20 protein-coding genes, 1 tRNA gene and 1 other RNA gene are annotated in these 18,859 nt (G+C 35.3%); 14 read left to right on the forward strand and 8 right to left on the reverse strand.

Features of this window, described 5'->3' with window-relative positions:
• Positions 1-19 precede the first annotated feature (19 nt).
• Entirely contained in the window at positions 20-1,372 is a 1,353-nt protein-coding gene (locus AC6EJB_RS05340; RefSeq protein WP_498492760.1) for an FAD-binding oxidoreductase, read from the reverse strand.
• Positions 1,369-2,679 (reverse strand): amidohydrolase family protein, encoded by a 1,311-nt coding sequence (locus AC6EJB_RS05345; RefSeq protein WP_498492762.1) that lies wholly within the window; start codon positions 2,677-2,679, stop codon positions 1,369-1,371. Before AC6EJB_RS05345 ends, AC6EJB_RS05340 begins: the two co-directional genes overlap by 4 nt.
• A 208-nt stretch (positions 2,680-2,887) precedes the next feature.
• On the opposite strand from AC6EJB_RS05345, the gene AC6EJB_RS05350 reads away from it, so the two are divergent.
• From AC6EJB_RS05350 to ftsZ, 6 genes are all read left to right on the forward strand, one after another.
• A tRNA-His gene (locus AC6EJB_RS05350) sits at positions 2,888-2,960 on the forward strand.
• A gap of 64 nt (positions 2,961-3,024) precedes the next feature.
• Positions 3,025-4,416 carry a tRNA (N6-isopentenyl adenosine(37)-C2)-methylthiotransferase MiaB gene (gene miaB / locus AC6EJB_RS05355; RefSeq protein ID WP_498492764.1) on the forward strand — a complete coding sequence of 464 codons (1,392 nt, stop codon included), beginning with the start codon at positions 3,025-3,027 and terminating at the stop codon, positions 4,414-4,416.
• Between the two features lie 53 nt (positions 4,417-4,469).
• On the forward strand, positions 4,470-5,531 hold the full coding sequence (locus AC6EJB_RS05360; protein WP_498492766.1) for a D-alanine--D-alanine ligase family protein: 1,062 nt from the start codon (positions 4,470-4,472) through the stop codon (positions 5,529-5,531).
• 37 nt (positions 5,532-5,568) lie between these two features.
• Positions 5,569-5,979, forward strand: coding sequence for a hypothetical protein (locus tag AC6EJB_RS05365; RefSeq protein ID WP_498492768.1), 411 nt, complete (start codon positions 5,569-5,571; stop codon positions 5,977-5,979).
• A complete protein-coding gene (locus AC6EJB_RS05370; protein ID WP_498492770.1) occupies positions 5,967-6,779 on the forward strand; it encodes a cell division protein FtsQ/DivIB in 813 nt (270 codons plus the stop codon). The genes AC6EJB_RS05365 and AC6EJB_RS05370 overlap by 13 nt, the downstream gene beginning before the upstream one ends.
• A 163-nt stretch (positions 6,780-6,942) precedes the next feature.
• On the forward strand, positions 6,943-8,046 hold the full coding sequence (ftsZ, locus tag AC6EJB_RS05375) for a cell division protein FtsZ (protein WP_498492772.1): 1,104 nt from the start codon (positions 6,943-6,945) through the stop codon (positions 8,044-8,046).
• 24 nt (positions 8,047-8,070) lie between these two features.
• On the opposite strand, the gene ffs is transcribed toward ftsZ, so the two are convergent.
• An RNA gene (gene ffs, locus AC6EJB_RS05380) (signal recognition particle sRNA small type) lies at positions 8,071-8,167 on the reverse strand.
• A gap of 42 nt (positions 8,168-8,209) precedes the next feature.
• On the opposite strand from ffs, the gene panB reads away from it, so the two are divergent.
• Complete coding sequence (gene panB, locus AC6EJB_RS05385) at positions 8,210-9,028, forward strand: 3-methyl-2-oxobutanoate hydroxymethyltransferase (protein WP_498492774.1); 819 nt, start codon at positions 8,210-8,212, stop codon at positions 9,026-9,028.
• Here the strand turns inward: panB and hemW are convergent.
• Positions 8,970-10,199: a radical SAM family heme chaperone HemW gene (gene hemW, locus AC6EJB_RS05390; protein WP_498492775.1), complete on the reverse strand. Its 1,230-nt coding sequence runs from the start codon at positions 10,197-10,199 to the stop codon at positions 8,970-8,972. The genes panB and hemW overlap by 59 nt on opposite strands.
• A gap of 108 nt (positions 10,200-10,307) precedes the next feature.
• Between hemW and AC6EJB_RS05395 the strand changes: the two genes are divergently transcribed.
• The 5 genes from AC6EJB_RS05395 (at position 10,308) to cbiB (ending at position 14,927) form a co-directional block, all read left to right on the forward strand.
• Positions 10,308-11,417 (forward strand): PIN/TRAM domain-containing protein, encoded by a 1,110-nt coding sequence (locus AC6EJB_RS05395; RefSeq protein ID WP_498492777.1) that lies wholly within the window; start codon positions 10,308-10,310, stop codon positions 11,415-11,417.
• Between the two features lie 38 nt (positions 11,418-11,455).
• The gene (locus tag AC6EJB_RS05400; protein ID WP_498492779.1) at positions 11,456-12,130 is read left to right on the forward strand and encodes an ATP-dependent Clp protease proteolytic subunit; all 675 of its coding nucleotides are present in this window, start codon (positions 11,456-11,458) and stop codon (positions 12,128-12,130) included.
• Between the two features lie 62 nt (positions 12,131-12,192).
• Positions 12,193-12,795 carry an ATP-dependent Clp protease proteolytic subunit gene (locus AC6EJB_RS05405; RefSeq protein ID WP_269625399.1) on the forward strand — a complete coding sequence of 201 codons (603 nt, stop codon included), beginning with the start codon at positions 12,193-12,195 and terminating at the stop codon, positions 12,793-12,795.
• A 129-nt stretch (positions 12,796-12,924) separates the two neighbouring features.
• On the forward strand, positions 12,925-13,917 hold the full coding sequence (gene ilvC / locus AC6EJB_RS05410) for a ketol-acid reductoisomerase (RefSeq protein WP_498492781.1): 993 nt from the start codon (positions 12,925-12,927) through the stop codon (positions 13,915-13,917).
• Positions 13,902-14,927: an adenosylcobinamide-phosphate synthase CbiB gene (gene cbiB, locus AC6EJB_RS05415; protein ID WP_498492783.1), complete on the forward strand. Its 1,026-nt coding sequence runs from the start codon at positions 13,902-13,904 to the stop codon at positions 14,925-14,927. The genes ilvC and cbiB overlap by 16 nt, the downstream gene beginning before the upstream one ends.
• 5 nt (positions 14,928-14,932) lie before the next feature.
• On the opposite strand, the gene AC6EJB_RS05420 is transcribed toward cbiB, so the two are convergent.
• The 3 genes from AC6EJB_RS05420 to AC6EJB_RS05430 all read right to left on the reverse strand — a co-directional run bounded on the left by AC6EJB_RS05420 (position 14,933) and on the right by AC6EJB_RS05430 (position 17,556).
• Positions 14,933-15,685, reverse strand: a complete 753-nt coding sequence (locus AC6EJB_RS05420; RefSeq protein ID WP_498492785.1) for an undecaprenyl-phosphate galactose phosphotransferase family protein — start codon at positions 15,683-15,685, stop codon at positions 14,933-14,935.
• A gap of 66 nt (positions 15,686-15,751) precedes the next feature.
• Entirely contained in the window at positions 15,752-16,969 is a 1,218-nt protein-coding gene (locus tag AC6EJB_RS05425) for a glycosyltransferase (RefSeq protein WP_498492787.1), read from the reverse strand.
• 134 nt (positions 16,970-17,103) lie between these two features.
• Positions 17,104-17,556: an NAD(P)H-quinone oxidoreductase NdhF gene (locus AC6EJB_RS05430; RefSeq protein ID WP_498492788.1), complete on the reverse strand. Its 453-nt coding sequence runs from the start codon at positions 17,554-17,556 to the stop codon at positions 17,104-17,106.
• A gap of 489 nt (positions 17,557-18,045) precedes the next feature.
• On the opposite strand from AC6EJB_RS05430, the gene AC6EJB_RS05435 reads away from it, so the two are divergent.
• Together AC6EJB_RS05435 and AC6EJB_RS05440 are read left to right on the forward strand one after the other, a co-directional pair.
• Complete coding sequence (locus tag AC6EJB_RS05435) at positions 18,046-18,342, forward strand: high light inducible protein (RefSeq protein ID WP_498492790.1); 297 nt, start codon at positions 18,046-18,048, stop codon at positions 18,340-18,342.
• Between the two features lie 56 nt (positions 18,343-18,398).
• Positions 18,399-18,611 carry a hypothetical protein gene (locus AC6EJB_RS05440; RefSeq protein ID WP_498492792.1) on the forward strand — a complete coding sequence of 71 codons (213 nt, stop codon included), beginning with the start codon at positions 18,399-18,401 and terminating at the stop codon, positions 18,609-18,611.
• On the opposite strand, the gene AC6EJB_RS05445 is transcribed toward AC6EJB_RS05440, so the two are convergent.
• Positions 18,608-18,847 carry a hypothetical protein gene (locus tag AC6EJB_RS05445; RefSeq protein WP_498492793.1) on the reverse strand — a complete coding sequence of 80 codons (240 nt, stop codon included), beginning with the start codon at positions 18,845-18,847 and terminating at the stop codon, positions 18,608-18,610. The two genes, AC6EJB_RS05440 and AC6EJB_RS05445, sit on opposite strands and share 4 nt — an antisense overlap.
• Positions 18,848-18,859 lie beyond the last annotated feature (12 nt).

Genomic DNA, 18,859 nt, shown 5'->3' on the forward strand with positions numbered 1-18,859 from the left:
GTTTAATAGATCAATTAAATTAATTGCCTTTTATATTCCACCCTTTGAGTTTACCTGGATTGAGAATCCCTTTTGGATCAAAGTTACTCTTAGCTTGCACTTGATCAGAATCAATTACACCTAGACCTCCATCTTCAACAGTGATTGTATGCGGATTAAAAATCACTGCACCAAGATCTCTGCATTGACTGATTAATTGATTCATAGACTCTTCACCTTGCCATTTAACAAGTGGGAGTGAAGCTATCCTTTGAACTCCATTTTGACGAACACATTCCAAATGCCATAAAAGATTGGATCCCCAATCAGATTTCAATTTTCTCATCATTTCAGATTCAGGCTGAGGAAGAAGCATTTGCAAATAGGTCCAATCAGGATCAATACCACGCATATGTAAAGTTGTATGGTTCCAAGAAAGCTCTCGAAGGCCTGTCCCAGCCTTAAGATTTTCTGGACCTAAGTCATAAAAGTCAGCACCAGCTGATTTCGCAAGTCGCTCAATGGTGCTAACACCATCAGGCGACACCAACAATAAAATCCTATGTTTGCCTGAAGGCTTACCAGACCAATGTGGAAGACAATTAACAATTTCTTTCTCTAATAAGGTTCCCAAATAAAGCTCTAGTGCAGCACAATTAAATTTGCATAACAAGTCAACAGACTGATTCCAATCAAAACAATCGACAACTATTTGTTGCCATTCAACATATGGAGCAGTTGTTAATGTCAACGCAGTAATAATTCCGTTGGTTCCGTAAGCATGGTTCAATGCCTCAGAAGTATTTGCGTTCAATTCTAGTTTTCTTGGGGAATCCTCAGTCGTTATTACTTCTAAGGCCTGCAAATGCCCAGGATCTCTGAGGAAGCCCCAGCGAACGGATCCTATTCCACCTGAACCACCAGCAATAAATCCACCAATAGAGGCGCTTCTCCATGTACTTGGAAGCAACCGTAATTGACGGCCATTTTTAATCAACTCATCATTGATATCTCTAAGCAAACAACCAGATTCAACTGTGATTTCACCTGATTTAAAATCGAAATTTCTAATTTTCTTAAGACCAGACATAACCATAACCACTCCACCGTCAAGAGGAACACTCTGCCCATAGTTCCCTGTTCCTGACCCTCTAAGGGTCAATGGAGTTGAGTACTTATTACAAATTCGAGCAACATCAATAATGGCATCTAAGGAAAGTGGTCGAACAACTATGTCAGCCAAACAATCTTTCAATTCATTAATCAATATTGGTGAATAATCAAAGAAATCTTTAGAGAACCTTTTTAAATCACTAGTTTTTTGGAAGATCTCTAGATCAGATACTTGTTTTAGTTCACTTAATAGAAACTCTATTTTCTCTTTACTATTCATGACTCATGATTTGTGAATGTTGTTTTTTTAGATAATTCATTCAAGAATTCACCATTAACTACTACTCTTCTTTTAGGCCTTTCAGACAAAGCTTTTACCCAACTATTTGAATCTAACAAAATAAAATCTGCAGGGCTTCCCTTTTGAAAAAGGCCATCCCATTTAAGGCTAAGTAAATCTGCTGGAGACCAAGTAAATGGAGAGAGGCCCAATCTGTCCCATGGAGATAGATGAGCAATTGGCATGGAAAACGACATTAAATTTATAGGATCAAAATTAGATAAAGGGAACCATGAATCATTTATATTATCTCCTCCTACAGATACATCGACTCCAGCTTTTTGAAGTTGATAAATTGGTGCTAAAGGTCTTTTCGTTAAAGTGGATCGATCTTTTCTTCCTAAAAGCCAAGCATTAGTTAATGGTAAAGCAACAACTTTTAATCCGTTCTTAGCCATTTTGTCCGCTAAAAATGAAATCTCTTTTTCTCTTAACAAGCCCATACTGCTTAGATGACTACAAGTTATTGATATCTCATTTTTAACTTGGCCTAATACCTCTAGAAGTAATTTCAATCCCCCAGCTTGGCAGAATTGAGCCTCATCAATATGAAGATCAATATCACAATTAAGTCTATTTGCCAGTTGCACTAAGTGAAGTAAGGACTTAAAAGTCTTCCTCTTATTGAAAGGAGGCGCTATTACCCCGCCTAAGAGATCTCCATTTAGAGCAACTCTTTGAGCTAAACGCTCACCTTCATAACTTTGCCAAAAATCTAATGGAACCAAAGCCACAAACTGTAAAAAACATTTCTCTTGCCATTTTGTTCTAATACTTTCTATCAGATCCCAATCTCTCATTGCTGTTTTTCCAAAACTATCTATGTGAGATCTAATTGCCCTGATCCCATTAACAAGAGCTAGATTGAGACACTTTTCAACTCTGAAAATTAATTCTTCTTCGGACCTCAATTCATATTCACGGAGATTTGCTGCTAAAGCTTCTTGATAACTACCCCTCAAGTTAGGTGAACGTGACCATGAAAATGCTTTATCTAAATGTGCATGCGGTTCTGCAAATCTTGGCAGAAGGATTTCCCCAGGAACCTTTGAAGTTTCTTTTAAGCCCCCAATTGATGTAATAAATCCATCTCGCCACTCAACCTGAACAGACAACAGTCCTTCTTTATCAGTTGAGGTACCTAACACATCCTGTCCATTACCAATTAAACATCTTGGGACAAGAACATCTACTCGCCCAGATTTTGGAGGACTTGCAATCAATTCAAAATCTTTTGCGAAATTCACTTTTGAATAAATATCAATCCCGAGCTTTTACTATTACGGGTTCTGCCTACACACAGTAACTTCCATACCTGTCAATTGCGTTTTGATCAAGATATAAAAAGTGATAATTTCAATCCGAACTATCTACAATACTAACAAGCTAAATTTTTTTACCAAAATCATTTTGGAATTTCAAAATGACAAATCATTGGTAGATTAAAAGCACAAGGCGGGCGTCGCCAAGTGGTTAAGGCAGCGGCTTGTGGCGCCGCTATTCGGGGGTTCGAATCCCCTCGCTCGCCCTTGAACATTTTTTTAGGACAATCTCAAAAAATCTTTTTCCCCAAGGAAAAAAATTAATCTGCGATGACAACAACCATAGCTCCTACTAAACAAAGCAAGTCTTTTAAAAGCCATAGAGGAAGCTACTGGATTACCACTTTCGGTTGTCAAATGAATAAGGCTGATTCAGAGAGAATGTCAGGCATTTTGCAAACAATGGGATATAAGCTTGCGGAAGAGGAACTTAAGGCAGATTTAGTTCTCTACAACACATGTACTATTCGTGATAATGCTGAGCAGAAAGTTTACAGCTATTTAGGAAGGCAAGCTATAAGGAAAAAATCAGATCCTAATTTAAAAATTATCATTGCAGGATGCTTAGCTCAACAAGAAGGGGAAACACTTTTAAGAAGAGTTCCTGAAGTAGATCTTGTTATGGGACCTCAGCATGCAAATCGACTGGAGACTCTTCTTAATCAAGTTGATAACGGACACCAAGTTTTAGCGACTGATGAACAGCATATTTACGAAGACATTGCGACAGCAAGAAGAGAGAGCGCAATCTGTGGCTGGGTTAACATTATTTATGGATGCAATGAGCGATGCACTTATTGCGTAGTTCCCTCGGTTAGAGGTAAAGAACAATCACGAACACCGCAAGCTATCAAGCAGGAAATTGAAGAATTAGCGAGAATTGGATACAAAGAAATAACCCTTTTAGGGCAAAATATAGATGCTTATGGCAGAGACTTTAAATCTTATGAATTCAATAAATCTGGGCAATTAACACTTTCATATTTATTAGAATATATTCATGATATTGAGGGAATAGAGCGTATAAGGTTTGCCACAAGTCACCCTAGGTATTTCACGAAAGAATTAATAGATGTATGTGCAAAACTTCCTAAGGTTTGCGAACACTTTCATATCCCAGTCCAAAGTGGAAGTAATAAAATACTAAAAAATATGGGTCGAGGGTATACAGTTCAAACCTATAAAGAAATTGTAAATTATATAAAACAATTAATGCCTGAGTCGTCAATTACCTCTGATGCAATTGTGGCTTTTCCGGGAGAGACGATAGATGAATTCGAAGAGACGCTATCACTTATAGAGGATATTAAATTTGATTTGGTCAATACTGCGGCCTATTCTCCCAGGCCAAACACTCCTGCTGCCTTATGGCCTAATCAATTACCTGAAAAAATAAAAATCGATCGCCTAAGAGAAATTAATAATTTAGTAGAAAAGACTGCAAAGAAAAGAAACTTAAGGTATAAAGATTCTTTACAGGAAATACTCGTTGAGAGCATAAATTCTAAAGATAATTCCCAATTACTAGGAAGGACTAGAACAAATCGACTAACATTTTTTCCAAAATCCTCAATTGATAGAAAATCACCTCAACCTGGAGAAATAGTGAATATAAAAATCAATGAAATACGTCCATTCTCTCTAACTGGAAGCTTGTTATAAATGTTGATTAATTCAATAAACTTCGTTTATAGAATATTGAGAAGCAAATAGACATGTCGAATAGAAAGCAAATTATAGGACTAGTTTTTGGTGGTTACTCAAGTGAACATGAAGTTTCTATCAAATCAGCTCAAACTATTTACGCAGCCTTATCTCATTCTTGCAATATTGAACGTTTTATTGTAAATCCAATTTATATAGACAAGAATGGTTTTTGGGCGGATTCAGAATACTCAAAGTCAATTTTATTTGAAGGAAAAGAATTAACTAGATCAATAAAAAGCAATAAAAATAACATCAATAATCTTACTAATTTGCCAAAAGAAAGCAACAAAGTTGACATATGGTTTCCCGCATTACATGGTCCAAATGGAGAAGATGGAGTTATTCAGGGATTATTTAAATTAACAGGAAAGCCTTTTGTCGGATCAGGAACTCTTGGTTCATCTTTAGGTATGGATAAAATAGCAATGAAATCAATATTTAAATCTTTTAGTCTTCCTCAAGCTCCATATATTTATTTACACAAAGAGAATTTATCAACTAAATTATTTATGATGTCTTTTTTTGAAAAAATAGAAAATACAATAAAGTATCCATGTTTTGTAAAGCCAGCAAACCTAGGATCTTCAATTGGTATCACTAAAGTATACTCAAAACAAGAATTAATTAATGGAATAGAGATTGCGGCAAAATACGATGAGAGAATTATTGTAGAAAAAAATATTGAAGGGAGAGAACTTGAATGTGGAGTATTAGGAAAGTCAATAATGAAATCTTCAGTTGTTGGCGAAGTTAAATTTCAAACTGATTGGTATACATATGAGTCCAAATATAATGAGAATCTAAGCAGTACAATTATCCCAGCTGAATTGAATACAGAAATAACCAATAAGATACAAAATTTAGCTATCGAGGCATGTAAAGCTATTAATGCTTATGGCTTGGCGAGAGTCGATTTCTTTTACCAAGAGAGCACGCAACAGATTTATATAAATGAAGTTAATACCATGCCAGGCTTCACAAACACAAGCATGTATCCGATGTTATGGGAAGCTTCAGGATTAAAACTAGAAAAACTTGTTGCTAGTCTCATAGAAACATCAAGAGAATAAATTTAGCCATGACATTTTTTGATTTCTTTTCCCAAAAATGATTCACGGTCTACTTTGGTTGCCATTATTGATGGCTTTTATTCTTATAACTGCTCTTGGCTGGCTAGAAAGAAGGCGGCAAAATCTCTATCTTATTTGGGCTAAAGATTCAGAGCTTGCAAAGCTTGATGGGACAGGGGCTGCCCGATTAAAAGATGGATTGTTATGTTGGAGCAGCTTTGAAGCTGGTAGTTTCAAAGAAGAAGCAATTTTCGAAGTTAAACAATTAGAAATGGTCGAACTAATGGCTCTTAGTTCAGGAGAAGCTCCTCTAACAAAGGAATCTCAAGGCCGTTGTCGACTTAGACTTGTTGGTTCTGGAAACGAAATAGATGTACCTTTTTCAGATGCTGAGCGTGCTCGACAATGGATGGATCAGCTCATGTCTAAAGCAAGATGCGATATTTAAAATCAAATACAAGTGGGGGGGGTAGAAGCAAACAAAATAAAAAGTCAAATATTTTTCAACGTAAAAAATTCCTAATTGAACTTTGGCAATTACTTTTTTTTTCAAGTACATCAATTTTTCTTTTTTTCATATTTTTAGACCAGGCTTGGAAACCAATAGATTTCGAACAAACTAAACTAACTGGTCTTTCTGGAATAACAAAAAATGAAATTAAAAAAACTACAAGTATTTTTTACCCAAAAAATCTGTTGGAATTAAATCCAAAAGAAATTGAATCTTATTTGATAAAAAAATTTCCAATCAAAAACGTTTCAGTAAGTCGTAATTTTTTCCCACCTCAAATCAATATAAACATTGTAGAAAGAGAGCCAATCGCTCTTGCAAGTAGAGTTATTTCAAATACCATTGAGAAAGGAATGATTGATAATGAAGGGTCATGGATTCCACTTCGGTTTGTGAATAAATCAAAAAAAAGTAAAATAAAATTATCTATAGAAAATTGGAATATAAATAAGAAAAATGAAATCCTTTCAATAATAAAAAATAGATTTTATATTCAAAGTCCTCTTCTAAAAATTGAAATAACCCCACTTCAAGAAATAATCCTCAAAACTGAGCACTTCAATTCTGTTTTTTTAGGCTCTAACACTGATCGTTTAATTGAGCAAATTAACAAACTTAACCAACTCCAAAAATCATTACCAAATCTTTTAATCAACACAAATGTAAAAGTCGTGGACCTAACCGATCCAAGTAAACCAGAACTAAAAATCGAAAAAGCGCTGAAGAAAGAGTTGTAGAAACCCTGCTATGACTTGATTACAAAAAAAATTTTAAAAAATTAAAGTCAATTCTCTTAAAATCCTAGAAATTAATTTGTTAATCAATTTAAACCAATAAACCAACAGAATTCATAGATGATGTTCATAATGCCAAAAACGAGTTCTAATCCTGAATATGGTGATGGGAATTGGAAACAAATCTGGCTTCAACATGGATGAAGGAATCCTACCAAGTCAATCTGCACGTATTGAGGTTATTGGTGTTGGGGGTGGAGGGAGTAATGCCGTCAACCGAATGATCAATAGTGATCTTGATGGAGTCACATACCGAGTACTCAATACAGATGCTCAAGCTCTTATTCAATCATCTGCAACTCATAGAGTTCAGCTAGGACAAAGCCTCACCAGGGGGCTTGGAGCAGGCGGAAATCCAAGCATTGGACAAAAGGCAGCAGAGGAATCGAGGGCGGATCTCCAACAAGCTTTAGAAGGTGTAGATCTTGTCTTTATTGCCGCTGGAATGGGTGGAGGGACTGGAACAGGTGCTGCCCCAGTTGTTGCTCAGGTTGCCAAAGAGAGTGGTGCTTTAACAGTAGGAATTGTCACCAAACCGTTTAGTTTTGAAGGGAAGCGTCGTTTAAGGCAAGCTGATGAAGGCATTGCAAGGCTTGCAGAAAATGTAGATACTTTAATTGTCATACCAAACGATAGATTAAAAGATGTAATTTCAGGAGCACCTCTGCAAGAAGCCTTTAGAAGCGCTGACGATGTTTTAATGAAAGGAGTCCAAGGAATAAGCGACATAATTACTTGTCCAGGATTAGTTAATGTAGATTTTGCTGATGTTAGGTCTGTAATGACCGAGGCTGGAACTGCACTTTTAGGAATTGGATTGGGTTCCGGCAGATCAAGAGCTCTAGAAGCTGCTCAAGCAGCAATTAATAGTCCTCTCCTTGAAGCAGCTCGAATAGATGGAGCAAAAGGATGTGTAATAAACATAACCGGAGGTAAAGATATGACTCTAGAAGATATGACATCTGCCTCTGAAGTTATATCTGACGTTGTAGATCCTGAAGCAAATATAATAGTTGGAACAGTTGTTGATGAAAGACTAGAGGGCGAGATTCAGGTAACGGTTATTGCCACTGGATTTGACAGTAATCAAATTTATTCAAGTGAAAGGAATAGATCAAGACTTACTCCACAATCCCTTTATGAACAATCTGAAACTAGAGAATCAGGGGCTTCAATACCTGAGTTTTTAAGACTAAGACAAAATCGCTGAGACTATCAATCTAAATTTGATTAAGGTGACCCGGAGTCCACGCCTGCTTTGAGCATCCCATATGGCTGCTACCTTCCGGTCCTGACCAGGTTTAGGCGTCACAGCCGCATGGGGCCGAGTCAACAATATTCTAGCAATAGCTAGCCACGTTATTAAGAATTAAATGCAAACCACAGATTTGATTCGTTTTAAAAAGTTAGGCAAGCAGTTAACTGTGTTAACTGCTTGGGATGCAATTTCATCCTCAATAGTCGAAGCCTCAGGAGCAGATGTTGTGCTTGTGGGAGATTCACTTGGAATGGTTGTTTTAGGACACGCAACAACCCTCCCAGTAACACTAGATCAGATGCTTCATCACACTCAGGCAGTATGTAGAGGTTTTTGCAACCCACTTTCAAAACAGCCACTAGTAGTTTGTGATCTCCCTTTTCTTAGCTATCAATGTGGAGAAGATAAGGCTGTTGAAGCTGCTGGTACTCTTTTGAAAAATTCTTGTGCTTCAGCAGTAAAACTTGAGGGAGCAGAACCCGAGACTTTAAAAGTAATTGAAAGACTTGTAAGAATGGGAATTCCAGTAATGGGACACCTTGGTTTAACTCCGCAATCAGTTCATCAACTTGGATATAAAGCTCAGGCAAGAGATAAAGATAGTCAAGATAAAATCCTAAAAGACTCAGAACTTCTACAAGAATCAGGATGTTTTGCAATAGTTCTAGAACACATTCCAGGCGAAATTGCGAGCAAATTAAAAAAACATTTAAACATACCTGTAATTGGCATTGGTGCTGGGAGTGATTGCGATGGGCAAGTAAGAGTTACAGCTGATATTCTTGGCCTTTCAATCGACCAGCCGCCTTTTGCAAAACCTTTATTTGCAGGTCGAGAACTTTGTATTGATGCTCTAAAAAAATGGATTGAATCAACTAATCAATATCAAGAGAATCCCACCACAAAAACATCTGAATCAAAATTTGATTGCTAATCTGTATCCCATTAGGATTACTCAGGAAATATCTACCATTTTTTTTTAGTAAGTATCCATCATTAAAAAACTTTAGCCAATATTTTTCAAGTGATTTTGAGTGTTTAAAGCATTCTTTTTGAGTCCATCCAAAATTCATAGCAAGTTCCTCAAAATGAAAACCTTCACGTCTCCTAAGACCAATCATGAAAAGTTCATCCAATGGCATTGGGCTGGATTCTTCAATAAATAAAGTTTTCTCTAATAATTGACTCTCTTGTTGATCAAGCCATTTTTTATAACCAGCAATTGTTCTTGGTCTAGAGAATCGCTCCCCCCAAGGAGAACTTGTTGCGCTCATCCCAAAACCCCACCAACCAGAACCACTCCAATACATGCGATTATGTCGAGATGCATGGCCTGGCAGAGAATAGCTTGAGATCTCGTATCGAGAATAACCTATGTTTGTGAGGTATTTATTGGTTTCTAAATCTATTTTTTGAGCTTCAGATTCAATAGGGATTTTCAGCTTACCTTTTTTGTGCATTCTTCCAAAAACCGTCTCCGGCTCTATATTTAAATCATAAATCGACAAATGTGGGGCTTCCGTTTGCACTGCTTGTTCTAACTCTTTAACCCATTTAGTTAAAGTTAAACCTGGTAGATTTTGAATCAAATCGAGACTCCAGCTCCTTAACTTTCCCTTTTTAAATAATCTATTTACCCATTCACAAGCCTCCAATAATTGCAATCGACTATGTTTCCTGCCTATTGAGACCAAAGTTTTGTTATCAAACGACTGGCCACCCAAGCTAAATCTATTAATTCCAATTTCTAAATATTCTTCGAGGTTATTTTTAGAAAATGTTGCTGGATCAACCTCCATAGTTATCTCGGCTCCATCCTGAAATCCAAATTTCGTATGAAGGTTCTCAAATAAATCACCTAGTTCATTTTTATTTAGCAAAGAAGGCGTTCCACCACCCAAATATATTGTTGATAAAGGGGGTCCATTGGGGGCGATTGAAATTTCTCTATGAAGTAAATCCAAATATGCGTTAATGGAAGTTATTCCTGGACTCCCTGGACCTTCAGCGCTATCACCTAAAGGGATAATAGAAAAATCACAGTAGAAACATCTTTTATGGCAAAAAGGTATGTGGACATAAGCACTTCTTGGTGGTTTTACCATTCGAGCTCTAGATATACAAACCCAAATAAATGGTCATTTTTGCAGTTCAAATCTTTGAAAATAAATAAAGCTTTCGTAAAAAACGAGATGCAAGCATAACCTAAATATATGGCAGACTTAGTAATTCTGGTTTTATTCCTTATCTCAGGTGCAATCACTGGATGGATTGGGGTGAATTGGTTACCTCAAGAAACTTTAGATAAAATTACTAATCTAAAAAATTTAAAAATTGCTTTATCAGGTTTAACAGCACTTGTGGGCCTTTTAATAGCTTTTCTTTTTCAGCAATTCAGAAATAAATTAACTAAAAGGATAAGAACTATGCCAACTGATCTGCTAGTTAGTAGATCAGTTGGCATAGTTTTAGGGCTAGTAATAGCAACCCTTTTATTAGTACCTGTACTACTTTTACCTTTGCCAACTGAATTATTTTTCGTAAAGCCTATTTTTGCTGTACTTAGCAACATTTTTTTTGGAGTTCTTGGATATAACCTTGCTGATGTGCATGGTCGAACTGTTTTACGTCTTTTCAACCCAAACAGCACTGAATCTCTACTAATGGCAGATGGAATTCTTACACCAGCCAGTGCAAAAGTTTTAGATACTAGTGTAATAATTGATGGCCGTATTCAAGCTCTTCTAAGGTTTGGGTTAATTGAAGGGCAATTGATTGTAGCCCAATCAGTTATTGATGAACTACAAAAGTTAGCTGACTCTAGTAATAACGAAAAAAGAGGGAAAGGGAGGCGAGGGTTGAAATTACTAAACCAATTAAGAGAAATTTACGGGAGAAGATTGGTTGTTAATAGTACAAAATACGAAGGAGATGGCACTGATGAAATTCTCTTAAAATTAACTTCAGATCTATCAGGAATATTAATCACTGTTGATTACAACTTATCTCAAGTGGCTCAAGTACAAGAAATAAAGGTTCTAAACCTAAGTGATTTAGTTCTTGCTGTAAGACCTGAAGTCCAACCTGGTGAGAAGTTAACTTTGAAAGTCGTTAGAGAAGGTAAGGAAAATTCGCAAGGTATTGCCTATCTTGAAGATGGCACAATGGTAGTTATTGAGGAGGGGCTCAAATGGATAGGTAAAAGAATTGAAGTTGTTGTGACTGGAGCATTACAAACACCGACAGGGCGAATGGTATTTAGTAAAGCTTCCAATGATCAGCCACCAAACAAATTTGAAACAACAAAAGCATCTCAAGGCTAGATCTAGCTAGGCTCCATTCCAAGAAGACTTAACTTCATATGACTGCATCTTCACCGTATTATGGCGATTCAGCTGTAATGAGAACTCCACCTCCTGATTTACCATCACTTCTATTGAAAGAAAGGATAGTTTATCTGGGTTTGCCACTATTTTCAGATGATGATGCCAAAAGGCAACTGGGAATGGATGTAACCGAACTAATTATTGCTCAACTTCTCTTCCTGGAATTTGATAATTCAGAAAAACCTATCTATTTCTATATAAACTCAACTGGAACGAGTTGGTACACAGGCGATGCTGTTGGATTTGAAACTGAAGCTTTTGCGATTTGCGACACTCTTAGATACGTAAAACCTCCAGTGCACACAATTTGCATAGGACAAGCAATGGGAACAGCCGCAGTAATTCTGTCAGCTGGAACGAAAGGGCAACGAGCAGCTTTACCCCATGCCTCAATTGTCCTGCATCAGCCCAGGAGCGGGGCGCAAGGTCAAGCAACTGACATACAAATAAGAGCAAAGGAAGTGATACACAATAAAAAAGCGATGCTTGAAATACTTAGCCAAAACACTGGGAGGTCAGTAGATCAATTATCCAAGGACTCAGATCGAATGAGCTATCTCAACCCTCACGAAGCAGTTGAGTATGGGGTTATTGATCGAGTTCTTACAAGTAGAAAAGACTTACCAAGTGAAAAAGTTTTACCCAAATAAGCAAAATGATTTTATAAAAATATTTTCAACCCTTAACACCAACCATTCAAACCTAATTAACCATGCCAATAGGTACCCCAAGCGTTCCATACCGTCTTCCAGGAAGTCAATTCGAAAGATGGGTTGATATATATACAAGACTTGGTGCAGAAAGAATTCTGTTTCTTGGCCAAGAAGTCAATGATGGAATTGCAAATAGCCTCGTAGCGCAAATGCTTTACCTTGATTCTGAAGACAGTAGTAAACCTATTTATTTATATATCAATAGTCCTGGAGGCTCTGTAACTGCTGGTTTAGCGATCTATGACACCATGAAGTATGTAAAAAGTGACCTTGTTACCATCTGTGTTGGATTGGCGGCCTCAATGGGTGCTTTTTTACTATCTGCAGGGACAAAAGGCAAAAGGCTCGCACTTCCGCATAGCAGAATAATGATTCATCAGCCTCTTGGTGGCACTGCTCAGAGACAAGCAAGCGATATTGAGATAGAAGCTCGTGAAATCCTTAGGATAAAAGAGATGCTTAATAAATCCATGGCAGAGATGACCGGACAAACATATGAAAAAATAGAAAAAGATACTGATCGTGATTATTTCTTAAGCGCAGAAGAAGCAAAAAATTATGGACTAATAGACCGAGTGATAACACATCCAAATGAAAGTTAATATGAAAAGCTTGTTACTTTTATTAAGCTCATTGTCTTGATAGTCAAAAAAATATATCAATGAAAGTGGTTTGAATAGCACTCTATTTCGTAAGCTCAGCCTTAATACAGTTCTGGTATACCCACTCAGATGGCAAAACTTTTTTACGACTCCGATGCAGACTTAAGTCTTCTTCAAAATAAAACCGTTGCAATTATTGGCTATGGATCTCAAGGGCATGCACATGCCTTGAATTTAAAAGATAGTGGCATCAAAGTTGTTGTTGGACTTTATGAAGGAAGTAGATCAGCCAGCAAGGCAGCTTCTGATGGTTTGGAAGTTTTCAGTGTTGCAGAAGCTTCCGAGAAGGCAGATTGGATAATGATACTTCTGCCTGATGAATTTCAAAAAGATGTATACAACAACGAGATAGCACCTCACTTAAAGCCAGGAAAAATACTAAGTTTTGCTCATGGTTTTAACATTCGTTTTGAATTAATAAAGCCCCCTGAGTTTGTTGATGTGGTAATGATTGCTCCTAAAGGACCTGGACACACAGTGAGATGGGAATATCAAAATGGTCAAGGAGTTCCTGCTTTATTTGCTATTGAACAAGATGCCTCAGGTAACGCCAGATCCCTTGCAATGGCCTATGCAAAGGGGATTGGAGGAACACGTGCTGGGATTCTAGAAACAAATTTCAAAGAAGAAACAGAGACTGATCTTTTTGGAGAACAAGCTGTTTTATGTGGAGGTCTATCAGAGTTAGTCAAAGCAGGTTTTGAAACGCTTGTAGAGGCAGGATATCAACCTGAATTGGCCTACTTTGAATGCTTACATGAAGTCAAATTAATAGTTGATCTCATGGTAAAAGGAGGTCTTACTGCAATGAGAGATTCAATTTCAAATACAGCTGAATATGGAGATTATGTAAGCGGTCCAAGATTAATCACCAAAGAAACGAAAGAAGAGATGAAAAATATTCTTGCCGATATTCAAGATGGAACTTTTGCTAAAAACTTTGTAAAAGAATGCGACTCTGGGAAACCTGAAATGAAAAGAATTCGCCAAAAAGATTCACAACTCCCAATAGAAAAGGTAGGTAAAACACTTCGCTCAATGTTTAGTTGGCTCAAAGAGTAAGAGATATCATCAACTTAATTTTATTTGCCGTCATTTTTGATCTTTTAATAGGTGATCCAAGATCTTTACTTCATCCTGTCGAATGCATGGGGGCTGCTATTGATTTTTTGAGAAAATTGGTTGAAAGAATTGCAAAAAATAGCATCCCAAAACTATATATAGGAGGTGCATTAATTACATTAATAGTAATATTTTTAAGTGGGATATCAGGGTGGATAATAGAAAGATTATTTTTATTTTATGAGATAAAAAGTCCTATTTTAAGCACCTTATTATTTACATTTATTTTAAGTAGTTCTCTTGCTTCAAAAAGTTTAAGTAAAAGTATTTTAGAGATAATTGATATAATTAATAATAAGAATATCTTATTTGATCTTAATACTGCAAGAGAAAAACTAAGTTTTATAGTTGGCAGAGATGTTGAAAATCTAGATAAAGATGAAATCCTAAGAGCTTTAGCTGAAACTGCAAGTGAAAATTCTGTTGATGGTATTTTTGCTCCATTATTTTGGATGTTTATAGGAACAATTTTCTGGCAACTCAATCAATTAATGCCTGGGCCATTGGCAATGGCTTGGATATTCAAAGCGTCTAGCACTATTGATTCAATGCTCGGATATAAAAAAGGTAACTTAAGGTGGCTTGGATTTATTGGTGCAAAACTAGATGACTATATGACATGGATTCCAACAAGAATTGTATTAATAACACTCCCTTTTTGCTGCAGACCAAAACAATCAATTTTTAAAACCATCATGAATGCGTGGAAAGATGGTGTGATTGATGATTCTCCCAATGCTGGAATTTCTGAATCAATATTTGCTCATTGTGCCGGAGTCAGAATGGGAGGTGTAAACTATTACAAAGGCAAAAAAAAACCCAAATCTATAATTGCAAATTCTTATCCAATCGCAAGTATAAGTTCTATCAAAAGAATACTCAATCTTAGACTTAGGCTTCAATTAATTTGGATTTTAGGTATTACATTAATGTTAAAATTTATTAGTTGATAAATTCAAAAAGCACCTCTATCCATCGGGAAAAGTAATACACCTAATGTAAGAATAATAATTTCTAAATCAAGTACAAAATTTCTATTTCTAGCATATACCAAATCTAATTGTACCCTTTTCTTATAACTAAGATTATTTCTACCACTAACCTGCCAAAGGCCTGTCAAACCTGGCCTAACAGATATCACTTCTTCCATAAAAAGACTATATTTATTAATCTCATTGAAAACTATTGGTCTTGGTCCAACAACGCTCATTTCTCCTTTCAGAACATTAACAAATTGAGGTAATTCATCAAGACTTGATCGTCTAAGAAATCTACCTAATTTTGTTATCCTTGGATCATGACGTAATTTAAAATCTTTTTCAAACTCCTTTCTCATAAGTGGATATTTCTCTAATAAATTTGGAAGTACCTCATCAGCATCTTTATACATAGTGCGAAACTTAATGCATCCAAATTCCCTATAATTTCTCCCAACTCTTTTTTGAATATAAAATACAGAGCCTGGAGAGCTTAACTTTACTAATATTCCAATTAAAATAAATATTGGCGAACCTATAGTTAAAACTAGCGAAGAAAAAACAACATCTCCTACTCTTTTTAACGTGCGTCCATATCTACTCTGATTTCTTATTATTTCAACAGCAAGCAACGAAGAAGGTTCTTTTGAAATTACTTCAAAAGGTATTGATGGGGAGCCTTTCCTAAATTCAGACCACCTTAATAAAGATTTTCTAGGATTAGTTTGCACAAATTATTGAGTTAGTAAGCTCAAGACCGCAGCTAAATAACACGATACTTAATTAGTATTTCTTGATCAAGAATAAAGGTCACTAGTAGCAATGTCACAAGAATTCATATGCTCACTCCAAGCTTTATTTACGGTTCTCTCAAATCTTAATTTAAATGAATCTTGAGAAAAAGAATTAGCCCAATCTCTAATCAATTCAGAATTGAAATTTCTCCAAAGTTGTTTTTCCTTAAAAAATTCGACCGTATCCACTAATGATTTTACTGTCTGAGATGAAAACAAGAGACCAGTTGCAACCTTGTCTCCCTTGGAATTAATGCATTTAACTGTATCTAAAATTCCCCCCTTACCATAAGCAATTACAGGAGCTCCCGAAGCCATTGCCTCCACGGGAGCAATTCCAAAATCTTCAATACCAGCATAAACAAAAGCTCTACATTGGCTCATTAAATTCTCAATCTTTTTCTTACTTTGGAAACCAAGAATTTGAACTGTTGGACCAGCAAGATTTTTCAAATATGTTTTTTCGACTCCATCTCCAACAATTATAAGGGGTAATTTAAGCCTATTAAAAGCTCTCACAAGCAAGTCAACTCTTTTATTTGGAACCAATCTGCATACACTTAGATAAAAGTCCTCTCTAGGCTTATCCCATTCAAACCGATTCACGTCGACAGGTGGATGAAGCACCTTAGATCGCCTTCTCCAGTACTTCCATATTCTCTTTGCAGTAAAATTAGAATTAGCAAGCAAATAATCTATTCTTGAGCTACTTAATTGATCCCATTGTCTCAAAGTATGTAATCGCCATCTAATTAACGGCCCCAAACCTATTCTGCCTAAAAAAGATCTTTTCAAATATATATTCATCTGATCCCAAGCATATCTAACAGGTGTATGAACATAACTAATATGAAGTTGATCAGGCGAAGTCAAAACACCCTTAGCGACTAGGTGACTGCTGCTTATAACCAATGGATATCCTTCTAAATCGAGTTGTTCAATTGCAAAAGGTAATAATGGTAAATATTGTTGAACATGTGAGATTCCGAATGGTAATTTTTGGATAAAGCTAGTTCTTACTTTTCTATTAAATAACCAACTGCTTTTTAGTAAATTCTCTTCATTGACTAAAGAGAAAAGTTGAGGCTGAACTGCTTTTTCAGTTAATAAATCATCAATTGCCTGAACAACATTTTCAGCCCCACCCATAGATCTAGGAGTAAACCATTCATGCACTAATGCAATATTGCTTGGAAGATTTAAAAGTGAATTTACACTCAAAGTAAAAACCTTAAGTCCTAAAAATTATTTTTAGCTTATTACAACTCAGATAATCTGACAATAGCCAATTAAATCATAAATAATTCAAACTAAATTATTTTTCATTTTGTTCTTTAGGTGAACAAATATTTTCTCTACAAAGATATGCCTATGTTGTCTAAAGATGATATTAAAGGATCATAAAAAGTATGGAATAAACTACCACTAAAGGAGATCGTATAAACAAATCCGCTTAAGAAACCTAGGAAAATAAAGTATCTAACATAGCCATTTCTTCTTTGTAACTTAGCAACTGAAAAAAGCATAACCAATAAAAAAATCGACCCAATCGATTCAGCAAAGAGTAAAGATGCTCTATCAACAAATAATTCAAAATCACTTCCAAAAATGGCATTATGACCTGATATATTATTTCTAAATAAAATAAAGTTAATTATTTCCGAGAGACCAAGACAAATAATTAGAAAATAAGATACTGGCTTTGTAAGCCTATTCATTGTTTTAGTAAAACTCAATAAAAGAATTGCTATAAAGATAGAGCCTAAAATTGGTAGCCCAGGAATTAACCAAGTCAATTTTAATAACATAATTCTCAAGCAAGCTTTCTTTTATATGAGACCTTAAGTTCTTTTATCAGCTCTCTAAGTCCAATAGCAACAAAGAAAAATGAAACTAAAGAAATAATAAATGGAATAGCACTATTCATTAATAAAAACCATATAATATTTATTTAGCAAGGAAGTGATCTAAAAACAAGTTCTAAAACAATAGTCAAACAAAACTTAATAAGAGAAAAATTAGAATTTTTAGATATATTAAAAACTCATTTTTTTTTAATCTATTATAATAAGGATTGCTAATATATTTCTTAAAAATATTATCTAGGCATGAACATTATCATATTAATATTTATTTTGATTCTTTTTTTTCAATTTTAGGTTTTGTTGTAAATAAAATTGAGGTTTACTCACTTTCAAAAAATCAAAACCGAATGGTGAAAACCAGAAAGAAGAAGCATTGGAACAAAATCTTAAAAAGATAGCCTATAATTTAATTTATATATATTCTAAATTCCAATGCCTGATAATAATGATTCAGAGATCAATAATCAAAATAGCTATTCAGAGTCAGATAAGTCAAAAAAAGCTGGGCCGACGTCTGATCCCGAAGAAATTAAGCAAAGTCCAAGTCTGAATTCTTCCCCTAAATGGATCAACAATCAAGGGGAGGAAGTAAAACAAATTTTTGGTTTTAATGAAAATGCTGAATTAGTTAATGCCAGAGCAGCTATGATTGGTTTCTTAATGCTAGTACTCACCGAACTTGCTTTTGCTGGAGAACCGGCAACCCAGAAAATCTTTGGAATTAACTAGAATTCAAATAAATATCTTATATTTATTCCATTAACTTAACCAATTTTTTTAAAACTATGAATAAAGAAACATTAATAGGCATATCATACGTTTCAGCTTGGATAATCCTTTGGGGAACGATTGGTTCACTAATTGACTTTTATTTCCTTCAAAATACATATCTTCCAGGATCGACAGGACAATTTTTAACATTTATAATTACAGCTATAATTTCATTAATAGCTGCTATATATTTATTCCCTACAATAAATAAGAAATTTATCAATTAATAGCGATAACGTTGCATAACTTGAGCAGGTTCATTATTGATTCCCTTCCTATATAGAAGCCATTGATTTGTTTCAAGGTCATGATCACAATCAAGGTCATCTAATTCAACAGATTTTAACCTCATTTCGTAATGACATTGTTGATCAGCTTCAAAAGCTGATTTGTATCCTGTAAAAAAGTAAAGAATCCCTAAGATTAGAGCTATTAAAAATAAAAAAGCAATAGCAAACTTCATTATATCGAAGTC

The sequence above is a fragment of the Prochlorococcus sp. G4PB17 genome, assembly GCF_059772445.1.

Coding starts and splice junctions, on each gene's coding strand:
- AC6EJB_RS05435 (WP_498492790.1), top strand. CDS start 18,046: ATGCCTGATAATAATGATTCAGAGATCAATAATCAAAATAGCTATTCA.
- AC6EJB_RS05445 (WP_498492793.1), bottom strand. CDS start 18,847: ATGAAGTTTGCTATTGCTTTTTTATTTTTAATAGCTCTAATCTTAGGG.
- AC6EJB_RS05395 (WP_498492777.1), top strand. CDS start 10,308: ATGGCAGACTTAGTAATTCTGGTTTTATTCCTTATCTCAGGTGCAATC.
- AC6EJB_RS05340 (WP_498492760.1), bottom strand. CDS start 1,372: ATGAATAGTAAAGAGAAAATAGAGTTTCTATTAAGTGAACTAAAACAA.
- AC6EJB_RS05400 (WP_498492779.1), top strand. CDS start 11,456: ATGACTGCATCTTCACCGTATTATGGCGATTCAGCTGTAATGAGAACT.
- AC6EJB_RS05365 (WP_498492768.1), top strand. CDS start 5,569: ATGATTCACGGTCTACTTTGGTTGCCATTATTGATGGCTTTTATTCTT.
- panB (WP_498492774.1), top strand. CDS start 8,210: ATGCAAACCACAGATTTGATTCGTTTTAAAAAGTTAGGCAAGCAGTTA.
- AC6EJB_RS05370 (WP_498492770.1), top strand. CDS start 5,967: ATGCGATATTTAAAATCAAATACAAGTGGGGGGGGTAGAAGCAAACAA.
- AC6EJB_RS05360 (WP_498492766.1), top strand. CDS start 4,470: ATGTCGAATAGAAAGCAAATTATAGGACTAGTTTTTGGTGGTTACTCA.
- AC6EJB_RS05405 (WP_269625399.1), top strand. CDS start 12,193: ATGCCAATAGGTACCCCAAGCGTTCCATACCGTCTTCCAGGAAGTCAA.
- ftsZ (WP_498492772.1), top strand. CDS start 6,943: ATGGGAATTGGAAACAAATCTGGCTTCAACATGGATGAAGGAATCCTA.
- AC6EJB_RS05440 (WP_498492792.1), top strand. CDS start 18,399: ATGAATAAAGAAACATTAATAGGCATATCATACGTTTCAGCTTGGATA.
- miaB (WP_498492764.1), top strand. CDS start 3,025: ATGACAACAACCATAGCTCCTACTAAACAAAGCAAGTCTTTTAAAAGC.
- AC6EJB_RS05430 (WP_498492788.1), bottom strand. CDS start 17,556: ATGTTATTAAAATTGACTTGGTTAATTCCTGGGCTACCAATTTTAGGC.
- hemW (WP_498492775.1), bottom strand. CDS start 10,199: ATGGTAAAACCACCAAGAAGTGCTTATGTCCACATACCTTTTTGCCAT.
- ilvC (WP_498492781.1), top strand. CDS start 12,925: ATGGCAAAACTTTTTTACGACTCCGATGCAGACTTAAGTCTTCTTCAA.